The 25,883-nt window shown below is 39.6% G+C and carries 20 protein-coding genes; 13 read left to right on the forward strand and 7 right to left on the reverse strand.

The window, feature by feature from the left end:
- Positions 1–351 precede the first annotated feature (351 nt).
- The 4 genes from IPJ09_05800 (at position 352) to IPJ09_05815 (ending at position 12,518) form a co-directional block, all read left to right on the forward strand.
- The gene (locus IPJ09_05800) at positions 352–5,394 is read left to right on the forward strand and encodes a T9SS type A sorting domain-containing protein (GenBank protein MBK7370942.1); all 5,043 of its coding nucleotides are present in this window, start codon (positions 352–354) and stop codon (positions 5,392–5,394) included.
- Between the two features lie 364 nt (positions 5,395–5,758).
- Entirely contained in the window at positions 5,759–10,879 is a 5,121-nt protein-coding gene (locus IPJ09_05805) for a T9SS type A sorting domain-containing protein (GenBank protein ID MBK7370943.1), read from the forward strand.
- A 149-nt stretch (positions 10,880–11,028) separates the two neighbouring features.
- Positions 11,029–12,147 carry an alanine dehydrogenase gene (ald, locus tag IPJ09_05810; protein ID MBK7370944.1) on the forward strand — a complete coding sequence of 373 codons (1,119 nt, stop codon included), beginning with the start codon at positions 11,029–11,031 and terminating at the stop codon, positions 12,145–12,147.
- Between the two features lie 113 nt (positions 12,148–12,260).
- Positions 12,261–12,518 (forward strand): DNA-binding protein, encoded by a 258-nt coding sequence (locus IPJ09_05815; protein ID MBK7370945.1) that lies wholly within the window; start codon positions 12,261–12,263, stop codon positions 12,516–12,518.
- Here the strand turns inward: IPJ09_05815 and IPJ09_05820 are convergent.
- Positions 12,515–13,798 (reverse strand): 1,4-alpha-glucan branching protein, encoded by a 1,284-nt coding sequence (locus IPJ09_05820; GenBank protein ID MBK7370946.1) that lies wholly within the window; start codon positions 13,796–13,798, stop codon positions 12,515–12,517. The two genes, IPJ09_05815 and IPJ09_05820, sit on opposite strands and share 4 nt — an antisense overlap.
- A 21-nt stretch (positions 13,799–13,819) precedes the next feature.
- On the reverse strand, positions 13,820–14,539 hold the full coding sequence (locus IPJ09_05825) for a methyltransferase (GenBank protein ID MBK7370947.1): 720 nt from the start codon (positions 14,537–14,539) through the stop codon (positions 13,820–13,822).
- A gap of 91 nt (positions 14,540–14,630) precedes the next feature.
- Here IPJ09_05825 and IPJ09_05830 point away from each other — a divergent pair, with 91 nt between their 5' ends.
- Entirely contained in the window at positions 14,631–15,965 is a 1,335-nt protein-coding gene (locus IPJ09_05830) for an AAA family ATPase (GenBank protein ID MBK7370948.1), read from the forward strand.
- Between the two features lie 283 nt (positions 15,966–16,248).
- Positions 16,249–16,833 (forward strand): tRNA-(ms[2]io[6]A)-hydroxylase, encoded by a 585-nt coding sequence (locus IPJ09_05835; GenBank protein ID MBK7370949.1) that lies wholly within the window; start codon positions 16,249–16,251, stop codon positions 16,831–16,833.
- 163 nt (positions 16,834–16,996) lie between these two features.
- On the opposite strand, the gene IPJ09_05840 is transcribed toward IPJ09_05835, so the two are convergent.
- The gene (locus IPJ09_05840; protein MBK7370950.1) at positions 16,997–17,350 is read right to left on the reverse strand and encodes a hypothetical protein; all 354 of its coding nucleotides are present in this window, start codon (positions 17,348–17,350) and stop codon (positions 16,997–16,999) included.
- A gap of 125 nt (positions 17,351–17,475) precedes the next feature.
- On the opposite strand from IPJ09_05840, the gene IPJ09_05845 reads away from it, so the two are divergent.
- The 3 genes from IPJ09_05845 (at position 17,476) to IPJ09_05855 (ending at position 20,760) form a co-directional block, all read left to right on the forward strand.
- On the forward strand, positions 17,476–18,573 hold the full coding sequence (locus IPJ09_05845; GenBank protein MBK7370951.1) for a tyrosine-type recombinase/integrase: 1,098 nt from the start codon (positions 17,476–17,478) through the stop codon (positions 18,571–18,573).
- Positions 18,574–18,739: 166 nt separating this feature from the next.
- Complete coding sequence (locus IPJ09_05850) at positions 18,740–19,600, forward strand: tyrosine-type recombinase/integrase (GenBank protein ID MBK7370952.1); 861 nt, start codon at positions 18,740–18,742, stop codon at positions 19,598–19,600.
- Positions 19,597–20,760, forward strand: coding sequence for an IS91 family transposase (locus IPJ09_05855; protein ID MBK7370953.1), 1,164 nt, complete (start codon positions 19,597–19,599; stop codon positions 20,758–20,760). The genes IPJ09_05850 and IPJ09_05855 overlap by 4 nt, the downstream gene beginning before the upstream one ends.
- Before the next feature lie 149 nt (positions 20,761–20,909).
- On the opposite strand, the gene IPJ09_05860 is transcribed toward IPJ09_05855, so the two are convergent.
- From IPJ09_05860 to IPJ09_05875, 4 genes are all read right to left on the reverse strand, one after another.
- Complete coding sequence (locus IPJ09_05860) at positions 20,910–21,068, reverse strand: transposase (GenBank protein ID MBK7370954.1); 159 nt, start codon at positions 21,066–21,068, stop codon at positions 20,910–20,912.
- A 23-nt stretch (positions 21,069–21,091) separates the two neighbouring features.
- Entirely contained in the window at positions 21,092–21,271 is a 180-nt protein-coding gene (locus IPJ09_05865; protein ID MBK7370955.1) for a transposase, read from the reverse strand.
- Positions 21,259–21,705, reverse strand: a complete 447-nt coding sequence (locus IPJ09_05870) for a transposase (protein MBK7370956.1) — start codon at positions 21,703–21,705, stop codon at positions 21,259–21,261. Before IPJ09_05870 ends, IPJ09_05865 begins: the two co-directional genes overlap by 13 nt.
- 128 nt (positions 21,706–21,833) lie before the next feature.
- The gene (locus tag IPJ09_05875; GenBank protein MBK7370957.1) at positions 21,834–21,995 is read right to left on the reverse strand and encodes a transposase family protein; all 162 of its coding nucleotides are present in this window, start codon (positions 21,993–21,995) and stop codon (positions 21,834–21,836) included.
- Between the two features lie 418 nt (positions 21,996–22,413).
- Between IPJ09_05875 and IPJ09_05880 the strand changes: the two genes are divergently transcribed.
- The 4 genes from IPJ09_05880 (at position 22,414) to IPJ09_05895 (ending at position 25,673) form a co-directional block, all read left to right on the forward strand.
- Entirely contained in the window at positions 22,414–22,743 is a 330-nt protein-coding gene (locus IPJ09_05880) for a hypothetical protein (protein MBK7370958.1), read from the forward strand.
- Positions 22,744–22,752: 9 nt separating this feature from the next.
- Positions 22,753–23,394, forward strand: coding sequence for an alpha/beta hydrolase (locus IPJ09_05885; protein MBK7370959.1), 642 nt, complete (start codon positions 22,753–22,755; stop codon positions 23,392–23,394).
- 451 nt (positions 23,395–23,845) lie between these two features.
- On the forward strand, positions 23,846–24,616 hold the full coding sequence (locus IPJ09_05890) for a tyrosine-type recombinase/integrase (GenBank protein MBK7370960.1): 771 nt from the start codon (positions 23,846–23,848) through the stop codon (positions 24,614–24,616).
- Positions 24,561–25,673 (forward strand): IS91 family transposase, encoded by a 1,113-nt coding sequence (locus tag IPJ09_05895; GenBank protein MBK7370961.1) that lies wholly within the window; start codon positions 24,561–24,563, stop codon positions 25,671–25,673. Before IPJ09_05890 ends, IPJ09_05895 begins: the two co-directional genes overlap by 56 nt.
- The last annotated feature ends 210 nt before the right edge of the window (positions 25,674–25,883 follow it).

The raw sequence follows: 25,883 nt of genomic DNA on the forward strand, positions 1-25,883 counted from the left end.
TGGAATACGCTGATGTGGTCTGAGACCTTAAAGGTTTTGATGGTTAAAATTAAGCATGAAAACCCATTTCTGCTTCAAAATCGCGATTTCACTAAAATATATTACTAAAAAAAAACATATTCTTTTTAAATAATATTTAACACATTACGAAAAAGTGTAATTTATAAAATAATGATCAGTAGTGCTTAACGATTATTAATTTTAACACAAGTGTATCATATTGTTATTTTACTGAATATCAAACACTTAATTAATGAATTTGGTACGGTTTTGGAAAATAGCCTGCTATGACATCAGACAAAATAATTTTAATCAAATTAACTATTGAATTTAAATCAAACACTTTCTAGAATGAAAAAGACAATTACCTTCCCAAGTTTGAAACGATGTTGGCTACCGGCGCTGCTAGCATTGTTTTACTCATTGAACTTGAGCGCACTAGAACCATGTAATCTTGTGTGTAACGATCATGTCAATGCATCCATGCCGGCTGACAATTGCGTACGCGATTTTTTCCCGGAAGATTTCTTGGAGAATCCTGATCCAGCTTGTACCAGTTATGCTGTTAAACTCAACTATCCTTATGGTACTGACAAGGTTTCAGGAGATACCAGTGTCAATCGCAGCCATATCGGTTACACCTTTATATATAGTGTATTCGATAAAAGCACTAAAAATAGCTGCTGGGGCTATGTAACCATTGAAGATAAAGCTGCTCCTCAACCTTTGTGTAAAAACGCAAAGGTATCCTGCTTTCAGGTAGCACGGCTCACTGAGATTGTAGGTGATGTCATAGACAATTGCGGTCAGTTAGGCGCTGCAGCCATTGAAAATCTACTTTGGACAGAATACGGTTGTACTGATCCACGAGGATTAGGCCGGGTCATCAGATCTATCCGTACCTGGGACGAGTGGGGCAACTCCTCTACTTGTACAGATACCCTGACGATCGGTAGAGATTCTCTAGAAAATATAAAGTGTCCAGACCTGATATCTTTAGGATGTCGGGTACTTTGCAAAAAAGTTGATAACACTAAATCAAATTCAGACAAAGCAAATTTTGATTTAATTCAGCTTTCAAGCGTTGAATCAAATGCCAACTACCCTACTCCTGCTTTTTTATTAAAACTTCAGCAGCGTGATACTTTTGGAGGCGCAAGAAAATGTGTTCCTGCAGGATTAAAAGTAGTTCCCTTTATATCTGATAGCGTGTTAGTAGTAAGAGCAGGTACTTGTTATAGAGTTGATTCTTGTGTAGCCATGTATCCTGCACCTGGTGGGTTCTGCAAAACCAGCCTTACCTGGAGAGATCAGGTTATCCCAATATGTGGTACCGGATTTAAAATCAGAAGAGAATGGCTCATCAATGACTGGTGCTCTGGCAGAGATACTGTCTGTGTACAGTATATCAAAGTAGAAGATAAAGAAAAACCAGTAATAAAATCTGATAGCAAATTATATTATTCAGCCAATACCGGCCCACACGATTGTTTTGCCAATGTAGCGATAGCTGCTTTGCTCGTCGATGATTGCGATCCTAATCCAAAACAAGAATATATCGCAGAATACGATCTCGGAGGTCATGGTGGAAAAATAGTCATTTTAAGTGGTACTCTACCTGCTACGCTTAAATTACCTGCCATCGTATCAGCCAAGGGTGGTAAAGTATATCATACAGTGAAAGTATCTATCTCTGACGCATGTCTTAATAGGACTGAGGCAGAGATCACGGTCAAAGTAAAAGATGTCACTCCTCCTAATCCTGTTTGTATCGAATATACACAGACTACAGTAGATCCTAGTACTTGTTGGGCAAGAGTTTATGCAGAAGATTTGGATCATGGTAGCAAGGACAATTGTTGTGATGTACTTCACTTTGCGGTCGCTCATATGGACACCATAGAGTTTTATCGCAAACAATGGACAGACTATTGGAATGCTAGCTGCAAATCCGATTATTGGAACCATAAAGCCTATTGGGACAAATGGTTGGAAAGATGGATCAACTGCTTTGTATTTGCAGATTATATCGATTTATCTGAGTGTGGTACTAACCAGGTAGTGTTGAGAGTATACGAAGCATGCGGAGTGCCTTTATATGATCCTCATGTATTCCCTTGTTCTAAACATGACTGGTTTGCTTACAATACATGGAGTATGTGCAGATTGTGGCACAACTACAAGTTCTTTGGTGTAAAAACTAAAGATTGCGACCGTGGATTTGGCCCCGTATGTGCGCCTACTCATTGGAAGCCAGGTACTTCACCTAATTTTTATACAGATTATTCTCCACTATATCCAAGTGCAGAGACTTATGCACAAAGTTGTGACTTCTATTTCCCTGAAGAAGAAGTACTAGTGCAAGTTGGTAATAATACTGATGGAGGCAATGCTCCTGGCAATACTTGTTCTGCCAGATTATACAGTGACTGCATGATCAATATTTTGGTAGACGACAAAACATTGCCTGTATGCCAGGAACCACAAGACAAGCTTGCATTCTGTGATGGGGTTTTAGGATACCAAAACGAATATGCCAATACGGCTTGCCATGATTATGATTACTCCACTGTAACTACCAAAGACCGTGCAACTTTTGGAACGCTCAATGACAATATTAAGGATAAGACTTGTGTTGACAAAAACGGAGATCCATACAAGCAAATCGAATGCAGTGTAGAAAACAATTCTACCGAAGATATCAAAGACCCCACAGGCAAAGAATATGGTTGGTATGGCTGTAGCATCTATGGTCCTCCATCACACGGACCAAACGATCATGGACCGATCATAGATCTTTGTGGCAATACTGACTCATGGACACCGATTTATTGCCATAGCTGGTTATGTTTGGACAAAACTGATCAGGCAGGTAAATTCGATGCTTCAACTCTATTTGATACTCCAGTGGCTCACCAGGGAAATCCCGGTAGTGCCTCCGCTGGAGAAGGCAAATTCTATATCTGGGATAACTGTACACTTCCTGTCATTACCACTACCAATGATGTATATCTCGATAATTGCGGCAATGGATGGATCAGAAGAACCTGGACTGCCAAAGACAAATGTGAAAACAAAATCGTGTGTGATCAAAAAATCATTGTGAAACACAGATCTGACTTTGAGGTAGAATTTCCAAAAGATTTAGTCATCAATTGTGATGTTAAAGGAAGCACCAGCCCGGATGTCACCGGCAAACCTATCGTAATGGATGATGATTGTGAATTAGTCGGAGTAAACTATGAAGATGTCAGATATGATATCGTTCCAGACGCCTGTTATAAAATCGTCCGTACCTGGAAGTTAATCGACTGGTGCAAATATGATCCAAATGCTCATGATAGAAATGCAGAGGTGATCGTGGATGATCGTAAAGTAGCTGATACTGCCAATAGATATTGTGTGTACAGACACCTCAAAGACGAAGGTGATGGTTATATCACTTATACTCAGATCATCAAAGTGATAGATACAGAAGCACCTGTAGTCACTACTAAAGACACTACTATCTGCTTGTATACCGGTACAGATGCAGATTGCACTGCTCCAAATTTATCTATACCATTTGTAGCCACAGATAATTGTACTGATGCAAGCAAAATTACTTTCCGCTGGGAGTTGGATCAAAATGCAAGTAGTGCTGATATCGCTGCAAAACGATATAACAAAGCCAGCATCGACCTGACTAAAGCCAATGTATCTGCTTTCACTTCTACTACTATCAAAGATGGCACTCATCTGGTACATGTCATCGCTGAAGACAATTGTGGTAATGAAGATACCTCTACGTTTGTCCTGATAGTAAAAGATTGCAAAAAACCAACACCATATTGCTATAATGGTATCGCAACTGTGTTAATGCCTAGTACTGGAGAAATCACCGTATGGGCTAGCGACCTGAATGCAGGTAGTTATGACAATTGCACTCCAAAAGCTTCGCTAAATTATTCTTTTGATGATGAAGGATTGATCTCCAGCAGAACGTTTAAATGTGCAGACATACCAAACGGAATCAGCGTCACTATTGAAGTAGATATCTATGTATGGGATGCTGCGGGCAATAATGATTTCTGTAGAACATACTTATTGATTCAGGATGGAAATGGCAATAAGTGTCCTGACAATACCGGCGCAGCTGGTTCTATCGCAGGAAAAATCACTACTGAAAGTGAAGAACCTGTAGAGAAAGTAGCTATGAATATCAAAAGTTCACGCCCTATGTCAGCTTATATGACAGACATCAAAGGTCTGTATGCTTTCAAAGGATTACCGATTCCCGATAGTTATACCATCACGCCTAATAGGGACGATGACCCAATGAACGGTGTTAGCACGATAGACCTGGTATTAATTCAAAAACACATACTTGGTGTAGAACCGCTTAAGACCGCTTATAAAATGATTGCTGCGGATGTGGATCGCAACAATGATATCACAGTCCTTGACTTGGTAGAATTGCGTAAATTGATTCTCACAGTGTATGACAAACTACCCAACAATACCAGTTGGAGATTTGTCCCACGATCATATGATTTCAGCAAAACAAATGCTCCGCTTCAAGTCAGTTTCCCTGAGCAGTTGAACATCAATGATCTCAGCAGAGATGAATTAAATAGAGATTTTGTAGGTATCAAAGTTGGAGATGTCAATGCCTCTTCCATCCCACACAGTCTACTTGGCGCTGAAGCAAGAGAAGCTGCAGGTACACTTAGATTCAAATCAATGGACCGTCATTTGAAAGCAGGTGAAGAAGCCATCATCGATTTCACAGCTGAAAACTTCAATAAAATCGATGGCTACCAGTTTTCACTATCAGTAGCAGGATTGACTGTAGTAGATGTATATCCCGGAGCATTAAAAGTGACTGCAGATAATTTTGGTTTGACTAAATTAAGCAATGGGTACATCACTACCAGCTGGAGTGATATCAATGCCACCGGCCAGGCTACTACGGTAAAAAATGGCACTACTCTATTTAGCGTAAAAGTAAAAGCAACAAAAGAACTCACATTAAGTGACAATCTACACATCAACTCCAGATATACAAGAGCAGAAGCTTATGCCTCTGAAAATGCAAATACTAAATTGCTCAATGTATCTCTTGAATTTGGAAATGCTTCCAACGCTACTTTAAGCAATGCCTTGTATCAAAACACACCAAACCCTTTCAAATCACAGACTGTCATCGGATTTGAATTGGCCAGAAGTGAAAAAGCAACCATCACCGTGACAGATGTGACCGGCAAAACGATCAAATCTTATAAAGTAGATGGAGTAAAAGGAGTCAACAGATTAGTATTAAACAGAGGTGATTTTGGATCAGCCGGAGTGCTTTATTACTCTATTGAAACCAAATCATTTAATGATACTAAAAAGATGCTTCTTATGGAGTAATTAAATAGTCTATAACATGGATCATGAATTGATCTTTTGATAGAAATGCTGTCTTGATTGAGAGCCCGGTACCAACTACCGGGCTCTTTTTTTTGATGATTCATCATTTCATAAAAAATGACCCAATGATTCCATAGGATGAACAAGGGCAAGTATTTTAAAAAAACTATGGATTAAGATCATTCTGATTAAATGATATTAATCTTTATTCTATTGTATAAAAATATGATTGTTAGCACCCTTAATGCTCATATTAAACACAGCTTTTATAAGTTAAATCAATATTCCAAATACATAGCTAAATGTGCATGATTTTTGCCGTGTATAGTCTAATTTTCCGCTAATTAACTAATTAATAATCACCGTGAAGAGTCATATCAGCTATTTAATAATTGTAGGTATATTATTTCTTAATTTAAATGCAGGTCGCACTCAAACTTGCTATTTATCCTGCAATGATCATGTGCATGCATCCCTTCCTTCGGATAATTGTTTTCGATCATTTGATGTAGAAGATTTTTTGCAAAATCCCGATCCTGCATGTAGCACGTACTCTCTAAACATAGTCCATCCTTACGGTACCAGTCAGCTGGACAGCAACAAAGTAGATGCATCTCATCTGGGTTATACCATCGTATTCCAGGTAAAAAATGGAGGCAATAGTTGCTGGGGATATGTCACTATCGAGGACAAAGCACCACCGCAACCTTTCTGTAAAAACAGCACTATTTCATGTTTTCAATTTAACAAAATTTCAGAACTCAATAAGGTCGTAGTCGATAATTGCTCCGAAGAAGGAAAATCAATCATCGAAAAGTTAATTTGGCAAGACTATGCCTGCGACTCTGTGGGCATCACCGGCAAAGTGATTAGAACGATTCGCACCATCGATCCCTGGGGAAATAGTGGCGCTTGTACAGATACCCTTAGAATCCGTAAAGATTCTTTCCCATTGATCAAATGCCCGGATATGATCAATCTGGCTTGTATTATGCTTTGTAAAAAAGCAGGCAATAAAGAATCAAAAGATGATCCTGCCAATTTTGATACTTTCACATTTTCCTCTAATAAATTCGATGCCAATTATCCATCCCCTGAAAAACTTATCGAACTCCAAAAAAGGGACACTTTTAAAAGCAATGTCAATAAATGCATTCCTGCAAACCTTAGAGTCGTTCCATTTATAAAAGACAGTGTATTCAAATTTATCAATGGAGTCTGCACTTTAGTTGATACTTGTGTATCGATGTATCCTTCCACAGGAATCTTGTGCAAAATGTTATTGAGATATGACGACTTGATTTTTCCGGTTTGTGGCAACGGCTTTAAAGTAAGAAGAGAATGGACCTTTACCAATTGGTGTACCGGACAAGACACCATATGCGTACAATATATCAATGTAGAAGATAAAGTCGCACCCATCGTCAAAACCAATTTCACTATCCCATTCAGACAGAAAGGCAGAAGACTGGAGATGGTCATCCCTGGATATAGACTCAACGTAGCTACCAATGCTCACGATTGTTATGCAACCTTCTGCCTGGATAGTCTCAAGACTGACGATTGTTCATTACATCATCAGACTTATTCAGTCACTTATCCGGACCCATCCCGCAATGGATCATTGACTACCAAAGCAGGTACTTTAAAAGATTGTATGACCTTACCTGGCAGTCCAAACAATTATCTTTTAAGTGATAATCTACCTTTTACTAAAGCAGGGTTTGAGGATTTTACCATGCCGCGCAACTGTTTTCCAATATTTATTCAAGCTCAGGACGAATGTTTCAATACCACCAACAGTGATCTCAAAATAATAGACAGCCGAAGCAGTCGTATTGTATACCAGGCTCCATTCGGCTATGCGGGTGTAGCGCTGGTTTGTATTACGGATGAGACTCCTCCCAATCCTGTTTGCATTAAAACTTTACAGACGACTATAGATCCTGAACAATGCTGGAGCCGTATATACGCCGCTGATCTGGACAAAGGCAGTAAAGATAATTGTTGCGATATTCTTCATTTTGCAGTAGCCAACATGGATTCTGTAGTTTACTATCGTAGCAAATATGCCAAACAAATGGAAGATTCATGTGGTAAAGAACTTTATTGGAAATACAAACCATTCCATGATGAATTCATTGAAAACTGGATTAATTGTTATGTTTTTAAAGATTACGTAGACCTGACCGAATGCAATCAAAATCAACTCATACTTAGAGCGTACGAAGCCTGTGGTGTGCCGAGATATGATGACCATATCTATACTTGTGGTGCTCATTCATGGTTTTGTTACAATACCTACCCAGCCTTCATGCTTTGGCATAACTATCTGAAAATCAAATCTAATCAGGATGTTTGTACTGGTACATTTCCTTGGTATTGCAGAAACAAGCATCTCTCCTTGATGTCTTCACTTCTGTCCGATCCCAAAGAATTGTGGATTCCAAAATATCCAGGCTCCACCCGGCTTATTTTATATCCTGAGCTCCCAATCGAAACAGCTTATTGCTTCCCTGAGTTTTATTTTGAAGCAGCACCGCTCAGTGGCACAGATGCGCCTAACGCTCCCGGCAATACTTGTAGCAAACGACTGTATAGCGACTGTATGGTCACCGTATTGGTAGATGACAAAACGCCACCCGTGGCCATCAATCCCCAGGACAAATTTTGGTATTGTGACAATGTATCTTCTGACGAGGATGACAGATATGAATATGCCAGATGTGATGACGAATCCTGGTCTATGGACAACGCAAAAGATAAAATGTGTACGGATGAAAAAGGTATACCCTATAATCAAATAGAATCGATTAAAGAAAATGACGCTTATGCTGCAGATACCATAGATCCTACAGGCAAATTTTATGGCTGGTATGGATGCAATATCTACGGTGGAGCGCATCCGGATGAGCACGGAGGATTGATCTCCTGCCCATCTACGATGAACTCCTGGGCTCCGGTATACTGCCGTAGCTGGTTGATACTGGATTCTACCGATGCAGCAGGCAAAGTAAACCCTTTGCAACAGTTTGATACTCCAATATTGCACAATGGCAATCCTGGAAATGCTGATGCTGGTAATGGCCATTTTTATATCTGGGACAATTGTTGGATGAATCTCTCCAGCCTGGATTCTACCGATGTATCCTATTTTGACAATTGTGGTAATGGTTGGATCAAACGAACCTGGACAGCCAAAGACAAATGCGGCAATTCAGTCTCTGTCGATCAAAAAATCACTACCAAGCATCGTTCAGACTTTGAAGTTCTGTTTCCTCAGGACAAAATGACCCTTTGTGGCAATATGGAAGACATTTCTCCTGAAGCCATCGGCAGACCTATCATCATGGACGATGAATGTGAACTTGTAGGAGTCAATTATGAAGATCAGCAATTTGATATCGTGCCTGATGCTTGTTACAAGATTATTCGGACCTGGCGTATAGTAGATTGGTGCAAATTTGATCCCAACCAACATAATCGTGATCAGGACATCATCGTAGATGACCGTAAAGTAGCTGATGCAGTGAAAAGACCTTGTGTATACCGACATGTAAAAGACAATGGCGATGGGTTTGTAACTTACTCTCAGATCATTCTGATTAAAGATACGATCCGTCCTTCCATTACTATTAAAGACACGACTATCTGTTTTTATGACAACAGCTGTCTGTTAGCGTCTGTATTCATTCCTTTCAGTGCTTCAGATAATTGCACTGCACCTGGATTGATATCTTATCGATGGGAGTTGGATGAAACGCCGAGTGCCAGCGACCTTGCAAATAAAACTTATAATAAAAGCAGTATAGATAAAGTGTCTCGTGGCAATGAATCATCACTCAATACTTTGCACAAAATCGGCGTATCTCTCGTGCATGTGATCGCGGAGGACAACTGTGGCAATGAAGACACGACTACTTTTGCTCTTACGGTCAGAGATTGTAAAAAACCCACACCCTATTGTTACAATGGCATCGCTACAGTGATCATGCCTTCTACCGGTACGATTAAGGTATGGGCCAAAGATCTTGATGCAGGCAGTTATGACAATTGTACTTCGAGGGCTAATCTCAAATTTACTTTTGGACCGAATAAAGGAGATAGTTGTCAATCATTTAATTGTAAAAATATACCCAATGGGGTCTCTTTCACCAATGAAGTAGACATCTATGTGTGGGATGAAGCAGGCAATGTGGATTTTTGCAGAACTTTTGTCAATATTCAGGATGGTAGTGGCGATGTATGTGATGATGCGAATAGTATCATGAGCAGTATCTCCGGAAATATCCGTACTCAAAGCGCAGAGCCTGTTGAGCAAGTAAATGTCGAAGCCAGGGCTAGTTTTTATATGCCTGCTTTCAAAACCAGCACGACCGGATATTATGCATTCACCAACCTGCCTTTAAACAGTAATTTGGTGCTGAAACCTACTAAATCAGACAATCCAACCAATGGGGTGAGCACGATCGACTTATTAAAAATACAAAAACACATTTTAGGATTGGATCCTATCAAAGATCCATACACCCTGGTCGCTGCAGATATAAACAATGACAAGGACATCAACACCAACGATTTAATAGAACTGAGAAAGGTCATCCTCAATATTTATGATGCTTTTCCTTCTAATACCAGTTGGAGATTTGTTCCTAAATCATTCCAATTTAATGCAGCCACACCATTTGATTTTCCTGAAAAAATCGATATCGCATCTTTGAGTTCAGATGAGATCAATCGTGACTTTGTCGGCATCAAGACAGGAGATATCAATAACACGGTTATAGCGCATTCACTCTTAGGGGCAGAATCCAGGGGTGCTGTAGCATCGTTGACTTTTAAGTTAGTTGATCAAAATTTGAAAAAAGGCGAATCTAAGGAAATCAACTTTTATGCAGATGATTTTAATTCGATCCAGGCTTTCCAGTTTACGATGAGTCACCCCGACCTTGAAATCCTGGGGGTTCAGGGAAAGGCCATTAAAATGGATCAAAGAAACTTTGGTTCTTTTAATGATGCGATGACTACCAGTTGGAATAGAGTCGACCGAACTTCAATTCTCGCAGATGAGGCGCTGTTCTCCATCACGGTCAAAGCGAAAAAAGACCTCACACTCAGCAATCAAATGACTATCAACTCCAGAATCACCCGGGCTGAATCCTATGACGGACAAGAAGCCCTTGGGGTTGCTTTGAAATTTGGATCTGAAAACAATAAGTCAGATAATCGCTTTGTGTTATATCAAAATACCCCTAATCCATTCCAGTCAGTTACCCGAATCTCTTTTGAGTTGCCTGGTGCACAACCAGTGCAAATCGTCATCACCGACCTGACGGGAAAAGTTATTTTCAAACAAGATCTGAATGGCAAAAAAGGCTTTAATCAGTGGACACTGGACAAACAACTTTCCGGATCAGGTATCTACTATTACACATTAGCAGCAAAAGGCTTCAAAGACAGTAAAAAAATGATTTTAGTTCAATAAACGAATTTTCTAATTAGCTTCCGTCTTATGTAGCAAAAAGGCTTGCGAGAATCCTTGCAAGCCTTCTTTTTTAATTTTTTTTTGCTCAAGACAAATTATATTTGGGGACTTTCTTAAAAACATACTTAACTCCAGTAAATTTACTTCATATGAAAATCGGTATACCTAAAGAAATCAAAAGCAATGAAAACCGTGTCGCAGTCACTCCTGCCGGCGTCATGGAGCTCACCAAGCGTGGCCACCAAGTCATCATCCAGTCCTCGGCCGGAGAAGGCAGTGGTTATTCTGATGCCGATTATGTCCAGGCAGGTGCGACCATCCTTCCTACGATAGAGGCCACTTATGGCGCAGCTGAGATGATTTTAAAAGTGAAAGAACCCATTGCCCTTGAATATCCCTTGATCCAGTCTCACCATCTCGTATTTACCTATTTTCATTTTGCCTCCGGCGAGGCTTTGACCAGAGCCATGATTCAAAATAAAGCGACCTGCCTGGCTTATGAGACGGTCGAGGCTCCTGATAGGTCTCTCCCTCTCCTGGTACCGATGTCAGAGGTAGCAGGCCGCATGTCTATTCAGCAGGGCGCCAAGTATCTGGAAAAACCTTCCAAGGGCAGAGGAGTTCTGCTAGGTGGAGTTCCCGGTGTACCCCCTGCCAGGGTTCTGATCCTGGGAGGAGGTATTGTAGGTACCCAGGCTGCTAAGATGGCCGCAGGATTAGGCGCCCAGGTCACTATCCTGGATGTCAACCTCAACCGGCTGCGTTACCTCGAAGACATTTTACCTGCCAATGTCACCACTATGTATAGCAATGAGTACAATATCCGTCGTCTCATCCCCGATCATGACCTGATAGTCGGAGCTGTACTCATACCAGGGGCCAAAGCGCCCCACCTGATCACCAGGGATATGCTCGGACTGATGAGACAAGGGACTGTCTTGGTCGATGTAGCTGTAGATCAGGGCGGATGCATCGAGACCTGCAAGCCTACCACCCACGACGATCCAATCTATCTCATCGATGGTATTGTGCACTATTGCGTGGCCAATATGCCCGGAGCCGTACCCTACACCTCAACCATAGCTTTGACCAACGCTACCCTGCCCTATGCCATTGAGTTAGCCAATAAAGGCTGGAATCGAGCTTGTATCGACAATCTGGGCTTGAGAAGAGGGCTTAATATCGTAGAAGGCAAGGTAGTCTACCAGGGAGTCGCCGATGCTTTCGGACTTCCCTACGATCCGGTCGAAACCGTGCTTGCTCCCTGAGGATAATGTATAATTGTATACTAAAATTTGTTAATTTGATATTCATTTCTTGCTTTCGCATTTAAAGTGCACTATATTTAGGTAAATTTTTTTTTCATTAAATCCATTTCATTATGCACATCACATTTGAAGAATTGCGCCAGATTAAGCACATGCTGCCTACCGGTGGAGTATCAAAAATTGCACATGATCTCAATCTGGACGAACAGACCGTCAGAAATTATTTTGGTGCCAAAAAGTTTGTAGATGGTAAAATTATAGATCAGCATATTCAACCCGGACCGAATGGAGGCATTGTAGAATTAGAGGACACTTCTATTTTAAATCTGGCCAAAGAACTGATAGAGCACGATTCCAGCTCTGTCGTTTAATGACTGTCTGATCTTTCATAGACATTTATGCCAGCCCCGCTCAGTATCATATATTGGGCTGTATTTGGATAAAATTCCTGTTGGGTAAAAACATTTTTATAACGGTCACCCAACTTTTTATTATTTAAGTTTATTTCTTTGTTTTCTGCACTCAAATTCATTAATACAATGACTTCGTGGTGCTTTCCCTTGCCCAGGTGCATTGTGAATACCTGATCATCTTCTGTCAGCGTATTTATCGCCCAATCCTGATCCTGAGCCATGGAAGAAAATATCGGATTGTTAGCTCTCAATAGTAGCAAACATTGGTAAAAAGAATGCAAAGCCATTTCACCATCATCAAAAGGTATACAGTCTTTGTCAAAAAACTTCAATCTATGCATCAAAGGCAGTTCTTGTCCAGCATAGATCAACGGTATGCCTATCGGTATCAGGATGGATAGGGCGGCAAAAGATTTGGCCAGGGCACCATAGCGCTCATATTCGGTTCCATTCCAACTATTTTCATCATGATTAGAAGTGAAAAACAATTGCCTTTTATGGTCCACCGTGTATTGTTTGTATTTAGCCAGCAACCCTTCTAAACTACTTCGATGACCTCCATGTGCGACAGAACGGGTGAGATGCATCCACTCCCAGGCATACAGCATATCGAACGCCTCAAAATATCGTTGATCTTCACATTCTGCCAGCCAAATCAAAGGCCTGATGCCATCCAGTGTGCCCCTGGCTTTAATCCAAAACTCCAGCGGCACCAGCATAGCCATATCGCAGCGAAATCCATCGATACCGGCCTTTTCTACCCAATATTTCATAGCATCGATCATAGCATCCTGCATGAGTGGATTCTGATGATCCAGGTCTATCACATCTTCCCAGCCATTTTTTTCATAAAAAGAACCTTGTTGATTTCTGACATAATATTCAGGATGTGATCGCGTCCAGGTATGATCCCAGCCGGTATGGTTAGCTACCCAATCGATGATCACTTTAAATCCCAATTGATGAGCAGCATCTACCAGGGATACAAAATCCTCCATAGTCCCAAATTCAGGATTGATCGAAGTATAATCACCTGCTGCATAATAACTGCCCAGACTACCTTTCCGTTCTTTCAGCGATATAGGGGTGATAGGCATAAACCACAGGATATCGATCCCCATGGATCTGAGCCTGGGCAGATGGGGCTTCAGGGCTTGAAATGTTCCTGCTGCAGTATATTGCCGCACATTCAATTCATAGATATTGCTTCCGGCAAGAGATGGTATGGATCTAAACATATTGAGATTTAATGGACCTGGTTAGAAGTTCAGGTAGAAGTCTTTTGTGATGGATTTATATTGTTCTGAATATTCGTTTTCGTGGTTGTGGATCAATAATTCCTCCATAACTGTCACTGTCCGCTGCCTGCCAAATTGAATCAATAATCGTTCTATTGATTTTTCAGGCTTTGATTTGACTTCGGTGATGCGGCGTGGATACAATTTGTAGGACTCAGATATCTCTATAAAACGGAGGCCTTGCAGATAGGGAAGGATAATGGCAAGATGACCATCCGGCTTTAACAATTTACTTACAGCCCACAATAAGTCCCCGTGAGGCAATTTTATCGTATGCCTGGCTTCATCGCGTGGTGTCCTGCCCGATAGCATACCTCCGGTAAAAAAAGGAGGATTGCTGATGATCAAATCAAAACGGTGGTCGGTGGCCCTGGCAAAATCTTGTATAGATTGGTGATATACCTCCATTTTTGAAGGCCAGGGAGAAGCATCAAAATTATCCTTTGCCTGCAAGATGGCTTTTTCATCCACATCGATGGCATGGACCCTGGCAGTCGAAGGAAGTCTCTGCGCCATCATTAGTGCGATCAACCCCGAACCGGTGCCGATATCCAGGACTTGTGTAATAGCGGTGAGGTCTGCCCAGGCGCCGACGAGGACACCATCGGTACCAACCTTCATCGGGACTTTGTCCTGATGTATCTTAAATTGTTTAAACGCAAATGGTTTGATCTCAGACATGGATAGTATGTTATTGGTATATTTTGCGAAGCAAAGATCTATTAACATCCATAATTATCTGTATATCTTTACCTAAAATATTTAACCTATTTTGTCTTCGACAAGATTCGAACCCTTAGCACTCACCGCTGATTTCAGAAATTGCCTTTCTATACTCGAGCAGACTGATGACTCCTATTTTATCACCGGCAAAGCAGGCACCGGCAAATCTACCCTCCTGCAACTTTTTAAAGATACTACCCGCAAAAAAATTGCAGTCATAGCCCCAACCGGGATCGCAGCTTTAAATGTTAGAGGTCAGATCATCCATAGTTTTTTTGGGTTCCTTTCCTATCCGCTTCATCGATCGCAGATCCATCGGGTTTTAAAACATCAATTGTACGAAAGGTTGGTGACGCTCGTCATAGACGAAATATCTATGGTGAGAGCCGACATGCTGGATCAGATAGATTATTTTTTACGAATCAACAGAGGCAGTGAGGAGCCTTTCGGAGGTGTCCAAATGATCTTTTTTGGAGACCTTTACCAATTACCTCCGGTCCTTTCCTCTTCGTCAGAGCGGGAGGCGCTCCAGCAAAAATATGAAACACCTTATTTCTATTCTGCACAGGTATTTGGAGATCATTTTGATGTAAAGATGATTGAACTCCATCATGTATATCGCCAGGAAGAATATAATTTTATTCAGTTACTTGATCGCATCCGTACACGCCAGTTTGATTATGATGATCTGGAAGAAATCAACCAGCGGGCACATAATAAAAGTCTTACAGATCAATATGTCATCACCTTATCTACGACCAATGCTATCGCAGATCGCATCAATACACTCCGATTGCAGGCTATCGACCTGCCAATCTTTACATACCATGCAGAGATCGAAGGAGAGTTTAATAAATCCAGCTACCCGACCGATCCTGTGCTGATACTTAAAGAAGGCGCCCAGGTCATGTTTGTTCGCAATGATCCTTCTAAAGCCTTTGTAAACGGCAGTATTGGCAAAATTGCCTCACTAAGTAAAGAAAAGATCCTGGTAGAGCTCGACAGGCAAGGCTCCACTAAAACCATCGAATTATTTCCTTTCGAATGGCATATCATCAAATATAAACTCAATAAAGAAAAAGAACTGGAGACAGAAGTCATCGGAACCTTTCGGCACTACCCTATCAAACTAGCCTGGGCCATCACCATCCACAAAAGTCAGGGCAAAACATTTGATCATATCCATATAGATCTTGGTCATGGTGCCTTTGAGTATGGACAGACCTACGTGGCACTATCGCGATGTCGCACGCTAGGCGGGGTCGTGCTCAGCAAACCCCTGCGGCCCAATGATATCCTGGTCGATCCCCGAATCAATGAATTTTACGAAATGATGAAAAAAATCCCTTTATCTTCTTTCAAGCCCTGGTTAAACAACGGTTGAGCCTCCCGGGAGGCTGGCTCTGGCGAAAAAGACAATCCTGTTAGTTAGTTTGGCTTCCGTTTGATCTCAATACCTGGGAGTACGCAAAAACAGAATAATTTTTCCGGTTATTTCTTTAGATTTGGAGTGATCAATCACTATTATCATCACAAATTATGACATCAAGATCTAAATCAAAATCCGCTAAAAAAAGCGAACCTAAACAATTAAAAAATTTCTTTGTGATAGTAGGCCTTATCACGGTGGCCCTATTTGTACTGATCTACCTGCTATTTAGAAGTTCATGAAGCTGAGCCTGGATGTAGCTATACCCAGTCCAACCGCCTGGGTAGAAAAAGTATTGGAGCATTTTGATACTTTTCTTCAAGACCATGCTGATTGCGAACGCAAGGCCAGTGCCATGGCCTTAAGTATGGTGGCAAAATATCCTGATCGCAACGAGATCATCCCGGACCTCATCGATACCGCGCTGGAGGAGCTGGATCATTTTAAACAAGTCTTTGAGATCATGCGGTCGAGGGGAGTTTCCCTGTTGTCATCCATGCCGGAAGACCCATATATCAAATCCTTGTTAGCTTTGATGAAAACACCGGTCATGCAGCGATTCCTGGACAGGCTGCTGATCGGCTCCCTCGTCGAAATGAGAGGTGCAGAAAGGTTCCGCCTCATTGAAGAAAACCTCATTGACCCGGAGCTAAAGCGGTTTTACAAAATGCTCTGGGTATCAGAAGCCAAACATGGCAATATATATGTCAAAATGGCCCTCAATTATTTTCCGTCGGAGGAGGTATATGCGAGGTTGGCCTGGTGGGTAGAGCAGGAAGGCAACATCATACAGGGGCTGCCTATCCGTGCTGCCTTACACTAAAGATTATAATCATCAAGTAGCCGGCGTAATCCGCTTAGCCATAAATCAAAGGGTATCTGCACCATGATGGCAACTATTTGTTTATCGTATTAATTTACAGGCGATTATAGATCCGCTCTGGGTGAAATATAAAGATGTGCTTTGCATTTCCCTCCAACGCTTACTACATGCTTTTCCTGACCACCAATATCTTCTGATCTGAAAATGCCATCCAGGCATAGTCATATACTAACCAATAGGTTTTTCCTTCTTTGTTGATATAATGGCCGGTGTGAAATTCAAATCTGAATTTAGCGCGGGTCAATATCATTTTATCAAAAGTTTCCTTTTTGGAGTCGCCCATCAGTGTCATTAATATAATACGGTTTCGATGGAGTAGATCATCGATGGTTTTTACATCTGACTTGGTCGTAGCCCTGTTTTTATAATTGTAGTCATTTTTGCAGCTCATGCTGCAGAACATTTTATCCGATCTGCCTCTCACAGACTGACCGCATTGTATGCATAACTTATTCATATCCGATATTTATCCGTTATTAATCGTTTAATGAATTTTAATTTTATAAAACATTGGCCATTAACATTTTAATCATTACCTAATTTAGTATTTTATAATAAATTTACTCATTATAATACTGAATTATGAAAATTTTTGCTTTCCCCATAGAAATTAATCAACAAAAAATGATCGGATTGCGTACAGAAAGATTTGATCAGGAATGTAATGCACTAATCAGAAAAATACCCCACAGTCACTGGAGCCCTGCGAACAAAAGTTGGTGCATCCCCTATGATATTAAGATATGGCAGCAGTGCCTGTCTTCCTTGAACCAGTACCAAATAATTAAAACAAATGGGCAAACCTTTCACCAAAAAAAAAGTATGCCTGCTCTACCAGATCATCTCCAGCTGGAGTATGATCGGTATTATACTCAATTATATGTCCTGCGATATAGCTTGAATACAATCAAGACCTATTGCAACTCCTTTCGATATTTTCTATACCATTGTATATCATTACATCCAAAAGATTGGACCTTGGAAGACTTTAAAGGTTGGATCCGAACACAATTAGATAAAAATAAGTGGTCAGAGGCCTATCAAAATACCATAATCAATGCGTTGAAGTTCTATTTTGAGAAGATCAGGCATGAACCAAGAGCATTTTGGGAAATCCGGCCACGGAAGGGGTTCAAATTACCCGGTACCCTAAGTCAGGAAGAAGTAACCGCCCTAATCAATGCCAATACCAACCTTAAACACAAATCTATACTAAGCATGATCTATGCCTGTGGATTGCGTATAAGTGAAGTAGTTCACCTGAGAAAAGCAGATGTGGACTGGAATCAAAATCGATTATTTATTAAAGCTGGAAAAGGCAAAAAAGACAGGTACGTGTTTTTTCCTGTCAAACTCAAAACTGTTTTAATGGAGTATGAAAAGCTGTATCCCTGCCAATACTGGTATTTTGAAGGACAGGAAGGTGGCCAATACAGCGTACGGAGTATCCAAGCCGTTTTTCACCAGTCCCTGGAGAGAGCCAAAGTCGATGCTTACGCCACAGTGCATACTTTAAGGCATTCATATGCCACCCACTTGCTGGAAGCGGGAGTAGACCTGCGCAATATTCAGGCAGCTCTGGGTCATAGTTCTCCCAAAACAACTGAAATCTATACTCATCTTACTGATACCAATAAATTTCGTATGCAAAGTCCGCTAGACAGACTAAATATTAACTAAATTTGGTAGATATAAGGAAATATACGCAGTAAACATTCGTAAACGCAAATGTTGAACCAACATTGCTTCGCAACGGGTTTTGCCTTAAATTTTGGCTTATCTTGTTAAGCTAAAAATTTAATATTATGCAAGAAAAAAAACTTTATCGCAGTATGCAATCAATGCATTGCAACGCACCAAAGACCTTTTAAATCTAGGTGAATATGGCCCCGGAACCATTCGAAGTTATTTAAGTGAACTTCGATACCTTTTTAGCTATTATGGAGATGTCAGGCCGTCTCAAATTACCTATGAAGACTCGCTTAATTATCTCATTTATCTGAATAAAACGCTAGGTTGTAGCAGGGTCAAATCAAAAATGGCAGCCAATAGTTTTGCTTTCTTTTTCAGGCAAGTTCAGAATAAACCTTACAAAATACCAAGTATATTATTTGCGGCTCATAGTCACAAGCTGCCTCCTGTTATGGAAGAACAGGAAGTTTTTAATGTTATTTCCACAATAAAAAATGTTAAACACAAAACGTTGATCATTCTTTTATACAGTACAGGAATGCGTGTGAGTGAAATTACCAACCTTAAACTTATCGATATAGACAGTAAGCTCATGCGGATAAAAATTGTGAATGGAAAAGGAAAAAAAGACAGATTTGTACCCTTATCACCATTAGTTTTGGACCAGCTTCGAACGTATTATTTATATTACAAACCTGTTAATTATTTATTTAATGGCTATAGAACTGCTAGCAAATATTCAGTTCGGTCTATTCAGGTTATTCTTCAAAAGACATTAGCAAAAATCGGATTAGGAGGTAAAAATTATACGGTTCATACACTAAGGCATAGTTTCGCTACACATCTGGTAGATAACGGTGCAGATTTGCAAGTCGTACAGGAGATGATGGGCCATAGTCATCTATCTCAAACTACTCAATACCTACATTTGAGTAGTAAGCGTCTAAATCAAATCATGAATCCGTTTGATGCAATGATCTCCCATATTAATAAAAAGCCCGACCAAACGCCATGAATACTGCTACCAGCCCAAAGGTAGCCACTGTTCAGTCCATATTAAATAAATATCATACTCATTCAAAAAATCCTCATGTCGAGCATGTCCTCAACCAACTTAAGAGTTGCAGGACTGCACAACTTGGCTACCACTTGTATAAATGCAACAATAACGACTGCATGAAATTAAAATACCAGTACCACAGTTGCCGAAACCGCCACTGCCCTGCTTGTGGTTCGATGCAAAAAGAACAGTGGGTTGATGATCGGAGAAGTGAGTTATTACCGATTAGCTACTACCATATAGTATTCACTTTACCACATGAACTAAATAGTATAATATTGGGTAATCGTAAAGTACTTTACAAGCTGCTCTTTGATGCGACTGCCGAAACACTCCTTGATTTTGCAAAGAACCCAAAGCATTTAGGGGCTATTCCTGGCATTCTGGCTGTTTTGCATACCTGGGGACAGCAACTTAGCTTTCATCCCCATCTTCATTGCATAGTTAGTGGAGGTGGTATGATAAAAACCAAAGACGGAATGATATGGAAAAACGCAGTACGAAACAAGGATGATTTTCTTTTCCCGGTAAAAGCTATGGCAATTGTGTTCAGAGCAAAATATCTGCACGGATTGAAGAAGTTAATTGCTAACCAAGATGTAACAGTGCCATTTCACTTAGATATCCAGGAGTTTATAAGTCCCTTATACTCTAAAGATTGGGTGGTCTATGCAAAAAAACCGTTCGGTGGGCCTCAACAAGTCATCGAATATCTCGGAAGGTATACACATAAGGTAGCCATCACTAACAATAGAATCAAAAAAATCGATATTAATTCTGATACTGTAACATTTGATTATAAAGACTATACAGCAGAGGGTCAAGTGAAAGAAATGGAACTCGGGGCTAATGAGTTTATCCGCAGGTTTGAACAACATATTTTACCTAAATATTTTACTAAAATCCGCAGTTATGGTTATCTCAGTAATAGAAATCGTAAAGCTAATATCGAAGAGATTTCTTACTATTTAAATCTCCCTTATCATCCTGCAAAAGTAAAAGTCCCTTGGCATGTGAGATTATTAGAAAAGAATAACATATGGTATAACCAGTGCCCTCATTGTCAAAAATTGTCACTGATCTTGGTTGCAGTGTGTTTTAAAGATGATTCATAATTGGCGAGAAGATGACCAGAGCAACACCCTCTAATATGCAAGGCAGCTTGCTAGTGCAATCTATTTCTAAAAATCAAAAATTGTAATCAAATACGTAAATTACAAGGTAAAAAATCATAAATTTAACATTCAAATGAATTAAAATTGGTTCATCGCATTAATGCATACTTCAACCGATAATTATGCAAATCAAATATTTTCAATCCGAAGTAATCAATATCTCGATAACCATAAGCTTTTCTTTTTAGTACTTTGATTTTGTTATTAAATCCTTCTAGCGGTCCAGTTGATAAACTAATATCAAAAATCAAACCATCTTAAGATTGCTGTTCTAAACGAGCCTATCATATTTCCAACTTTTTATCAGCTGCTTAATTCCGCTATTTATAGCCCTGAGAACCCAGGTTTGCAAGTATGCTTCAGATTTTGCTTTTCCACCCAACCACCACATGGTTGTTAATTCTTCTTTCATATAGTACATTGTGGCCAATGGCTTATTCATTTGTAGCACCTTTTCCAATTTCTGCTTCTCATCTTTTCGGCATTTAGGTTTTCTGAATTCTTTAATAATAGCCATCTACTGCCCTTCATTACTTGGCGGATACCAAGCCTCTTTTCCTCATTGTACATCTCTCGCCGTAACTCATCTATTTCAAAATTTATTTTCTTTTTGATATGAAACCAATCGAATACTATTTTGTCATACCCTATATGATCTGTGACCGATTTGATATAGGCAGGACTCATATCTATTGCTACTGCCTTTATTTTGACTTTTTGCTTCTTGATTTCCTTCCAAAACTCCCTCAGACTAGCTCCATCTTTGCCTTTTTTGACATATAAGGCTCGTTTCGTTTCCAGGTCCATTACTACTGTCATGTATTGGTGACCTTTGCTCACCGCGAATTCATCTATCGCTATATATTTAACTCTTCTAAAATCCATTTTCCTGTACCGTCTTTTCAGATACTCCTTATCCATTTTTTTTAATCGTATGCCAGTGCAGTCCTGTGTAGTTTGATACATCTTCTATCGTCATACAACTCAATAAACTCAAACATAGATTCTTTACGTTATTCGTATAGTTTTTTTTTCTCAGCAAAGGATAGTTTCTCCTGTCTTAGTTTCAGACAATTCTTACATTCCAGTCGATACACCTTTGCTATTAGTCGCACAGCTCTTAGGCCAATCGGAACATCCCTGAACTCCCGAATTGTATAGCCTCGTTTTATCACATTCCGACTACCACATTCTCCACATTTCAAATTGCCCTTCTTGGTTTCTATATGTATTCCGATATATCCATTGTCCTCTTCAACTTTTGTAATATCAACCCTTTTATGCCATATCCTAATTCCAATATTTTTGAATCCATAGCTTTTTTTACTCTAAGATATTGATTTTCTGGTTTTTAAAAAAGTACTTGTTATTGCGATGAACCTTAAAATTGCCTACAACCCATCAACCCCCAATAAAAATGATAACAACTCACCACCTTAAGCTACATCATGCATCCATACTTTACACCTTAGATACTACCACCTGCTTGTCGGTCAACATAAAAGTATACCGACAGCCCTATAAGAGTAACGTGGAGCATAGCCCTTTTTTTGTGGGCTGTCGGATACTTTTATAAATGTTATGCCCAATTTTATGACGACACTAAATAGACTGACATTTACACTTTTATTATTGAGCCTTTTTGGTTGTGGACGACAAATGGACAAGGACGAAATAGTATTAAATGAAATGGTAATAGAAAAAAATGGAAAATACTATTACGGTGACTGTGAAGAACACGCAACTAAATTCTATACAGGAACAGACACCTTTTATTTTCACGAAAACGGAAACGTTAAAGGAACTTTTACAATTAAAAATGGACTGCCAAACGGACATTGGGAACAATTTAATTTAGACGGTTCAAAAAAACTGGACCTTTACTTTGAAAATGGCAAATTGACAAATAAAGTAACGCATTAAGACAAAAACTTGGCAAAGGAACTTTACATATTTAGCGGACTTGGAGCAGACGAAAGAGTTTTTCAACGACTTGACTTTTCTGGCTTCTCGACAACTTTTGTAAAGTGGATTATTCCACAGGACAGCGAAACAATTGAAAATTACGCAACACGACTTCTTGACCAAATCTCGACAACAAAACCAACTCTAATCGGACTTTCATTCGGTGGACTGGTTGCAGTTGAAGTGGCTAAACAAATTGACACCGAGAAAGTAATTTTAATTGCATCAGCCAAGACAAAAAGTGAAATTCCATTTTATTATCGTTTCGCTGGACAACTTGGACTTCACAAACTTTTGCCGACCCGACTTTTAAAAAGTTCAAACCATATTACAAACTGGTTTTTCGGGACAACATCAACGTTTGACAAACAGCTTTTAAAACAAATTCTTATCGACACCGATCTGACTTTTTTGAATTGGGCAATTGACAAAGTTGCACGGTGGACAAACCAAACGCAGACCAAAAACATATTTCATATTCATGGAACAAGCGACAGAATTTTACCTATTAAGTTTGTAAATTGCAACTCGACAATTAAAAACGGTGGACACTTAATGACACTCAATAAAGCAGACGAACTAAACAACATATTGCGACAACAACTATGACGGAAGAAAGAAAAACTGGGCATAACAGCACATTTGCAATAGGCGGGGTTACGTGCTCCGCAGACAGTTTAGTGGTAGCCGAAAGTTCTGTGCTCCGCATAAAGTTCAGTTGTAAAAATCCCGCCCATCGCAAATCTGCAAATCGTTGAACCAACATTGCTTCGCAACGGGTTTTGCCTTAAATTTTGGCTTATCTTGTTAAGCTAAAAATTTAATATTATGCAAGAAAAAAAACTTTATCGCAGTATGCAATCAATGCATTGCAACGCACCAAAGACCTTTAAATCTAGGTGAATATGGCCCCGGAACCATTCGAAGTTATTTAAGTGAACTTCGATACCTTTTTAGCTATTATGGAGATGTCAGGCCGTCTCAAATTACCTATGAAGACTCGCTTAATTATCTCATTTATCTGAATAAAACGCTAGGTTGTAGCAGGGTCAAATCAAAAATGGCAGCCAATAGTTTTGCTTTCTTTTTCAGGCAAGTTCAGAATAAACCTTACAAAATACCAAGTATATTATTTGCGGCTCATAGTCACAAGCTGCCTCCTGTTATGGAAGAACAGGAAGTTTTTAATGTTATTTCCACAATAAAAAATGTTAAACACAAAACGTTGATCATTCTTTTATACAGTACAGGAATGCGTGTGAGTGAAATTACCAACCTTAAACTTATCGATATAGACAGTAAGCTCATGCGGATAAAAATTGTGAATGGAAAAGGAAAAAAAGACAGATTTGTACCCTTATCACCATTAGTTTTGGACCAGCTTCGAACGTATTATTTATATTACAAACCTGTTAATTATTTATTTAATGGCTATAGAACTGCTAGCAAATATTCAGTTCGGTCTATTCAGGTTATTCTTCAAAAGACATTAGCAAAAATCGGATTAGGAGGTAAAAATTATACGGTTCATACACTAAGGCATAGTTTCGCTACACATCTGGTAGATAACGGTGCAGATTTGCAAGTCGTACAGGAGATGATGGGCCATAGTCATCTATCTCAAACTACTCAATACCTACATTTGAGTAGTAAGCGTCTAAATCAAATCATGAATCCGTTTGATGCAATGATCTCCCATATTAATAAAAAAGCCCGACCAAACGCCATGAATACTGCTACCAGCCCAAAGGTAGCCACTGTTCAGTCCATATTAAATAAATATCATACTCATTCAAAATCCTCATGTCGAGCATGTCCTCAACCAACTTAAGAGTTGCAGGACTGCACAACTTGGCTACCACTTGTATAAATGCAACAATAACGACTGCATGAAATTAAAATACCAGTACCACAGTTGCCGAAACCGCCACTGCCCTGCTTGTGGTTCGATGCAAAAAGAACAGTGGGTTGATGATCGGAGAAGTGAGTTATTACCGATTAGCTACTACCATATAGTATTCACTTTACCACATGAACTAAATAGTATAATATTGGGTAATCGTAAAGTACTTTACAAGCTGCTCTTTGATGCGACTGCCGAAACACTCCTTGATTTTGCAAAGAACCCAAAGCATTTAGGGGCTATTCCTGGCATTCTGGCTGTTTTGCATACCTGGGGACAGCAACTTAGCTTTCATCCCCATCTTCATTGCATAGTTAGTGGAGGTGGTATGATAAAAACCAAAGACGGAATGATATGGAAAAACGCAGTACGAAACAAGGATGATTTTCTTTTCCCGGTAAAAGCTATGGCAATTGTGTTCAGAGCAAAATATCTGCACGGATTGAAGAAGTTAATTGCTAACCAAGATGTAACAGTGCCATTTCACTTAGATATCCAGGAGTTTATAAGTCCCTTATACTCTAAAGATTGGGTGGTCTATGCAAAAAAACCGTTCGGTGGGCCTCAACAAGTCATCGAATATCTCGGAAGGTATACACATAAGGTAGCCATCACTAACAATAGAATCAAAAAAATCGAAATTAATTCTGATACTGTAACATTTGATTATAAAGACTATACAGCAGAGGGTCAAGTGAAAGAAATGGAACTCGGGGCTAATGAGTTTATCCGCAGGTTTGAACAACATATTTTACCTAAATATTTTACTAAAATCCGCAGTTATGGTTATCTCAGTAATAGAAATCGTAAAGCTAATATCGAAGAGATTTCTTACTATTTAAATCTCCCTTATCATCCTGCAAAAGTAAAAGTCCCTTGGCATGTGAGATTATTAGAAAAGAATAACATATGGTATAACCAGTGCCCTCATTGTCAAAAATTGTCACTGATCTTGGTTGCAGTGTGTTTTAAAGATGATTCATAATTGGCGAGAAGATGACCAGAGCAACACCCTCTAATATGCAAGGCAGCTTGCTAGTGCAATCTATTTCTAAAAATCAAAAATTGTAATCAAATACGTAAATTACAAGGTAAAAAATCATAAATTTAACATTCAAATGAATTAAAATTGCCTACAACCCATCAACACCCAATAAAAATGATAACAACTCACCACCTTAAGCTACATCATGCA

Source organism: Saprospiraceae bacterium (assembly GCA_016709995.1).
Taxonomy (GTDB): Bacteria; Bacteroidota; Bacteroidia; order Chitinophagales; family Saprospiraceae; genus JADJLQ01.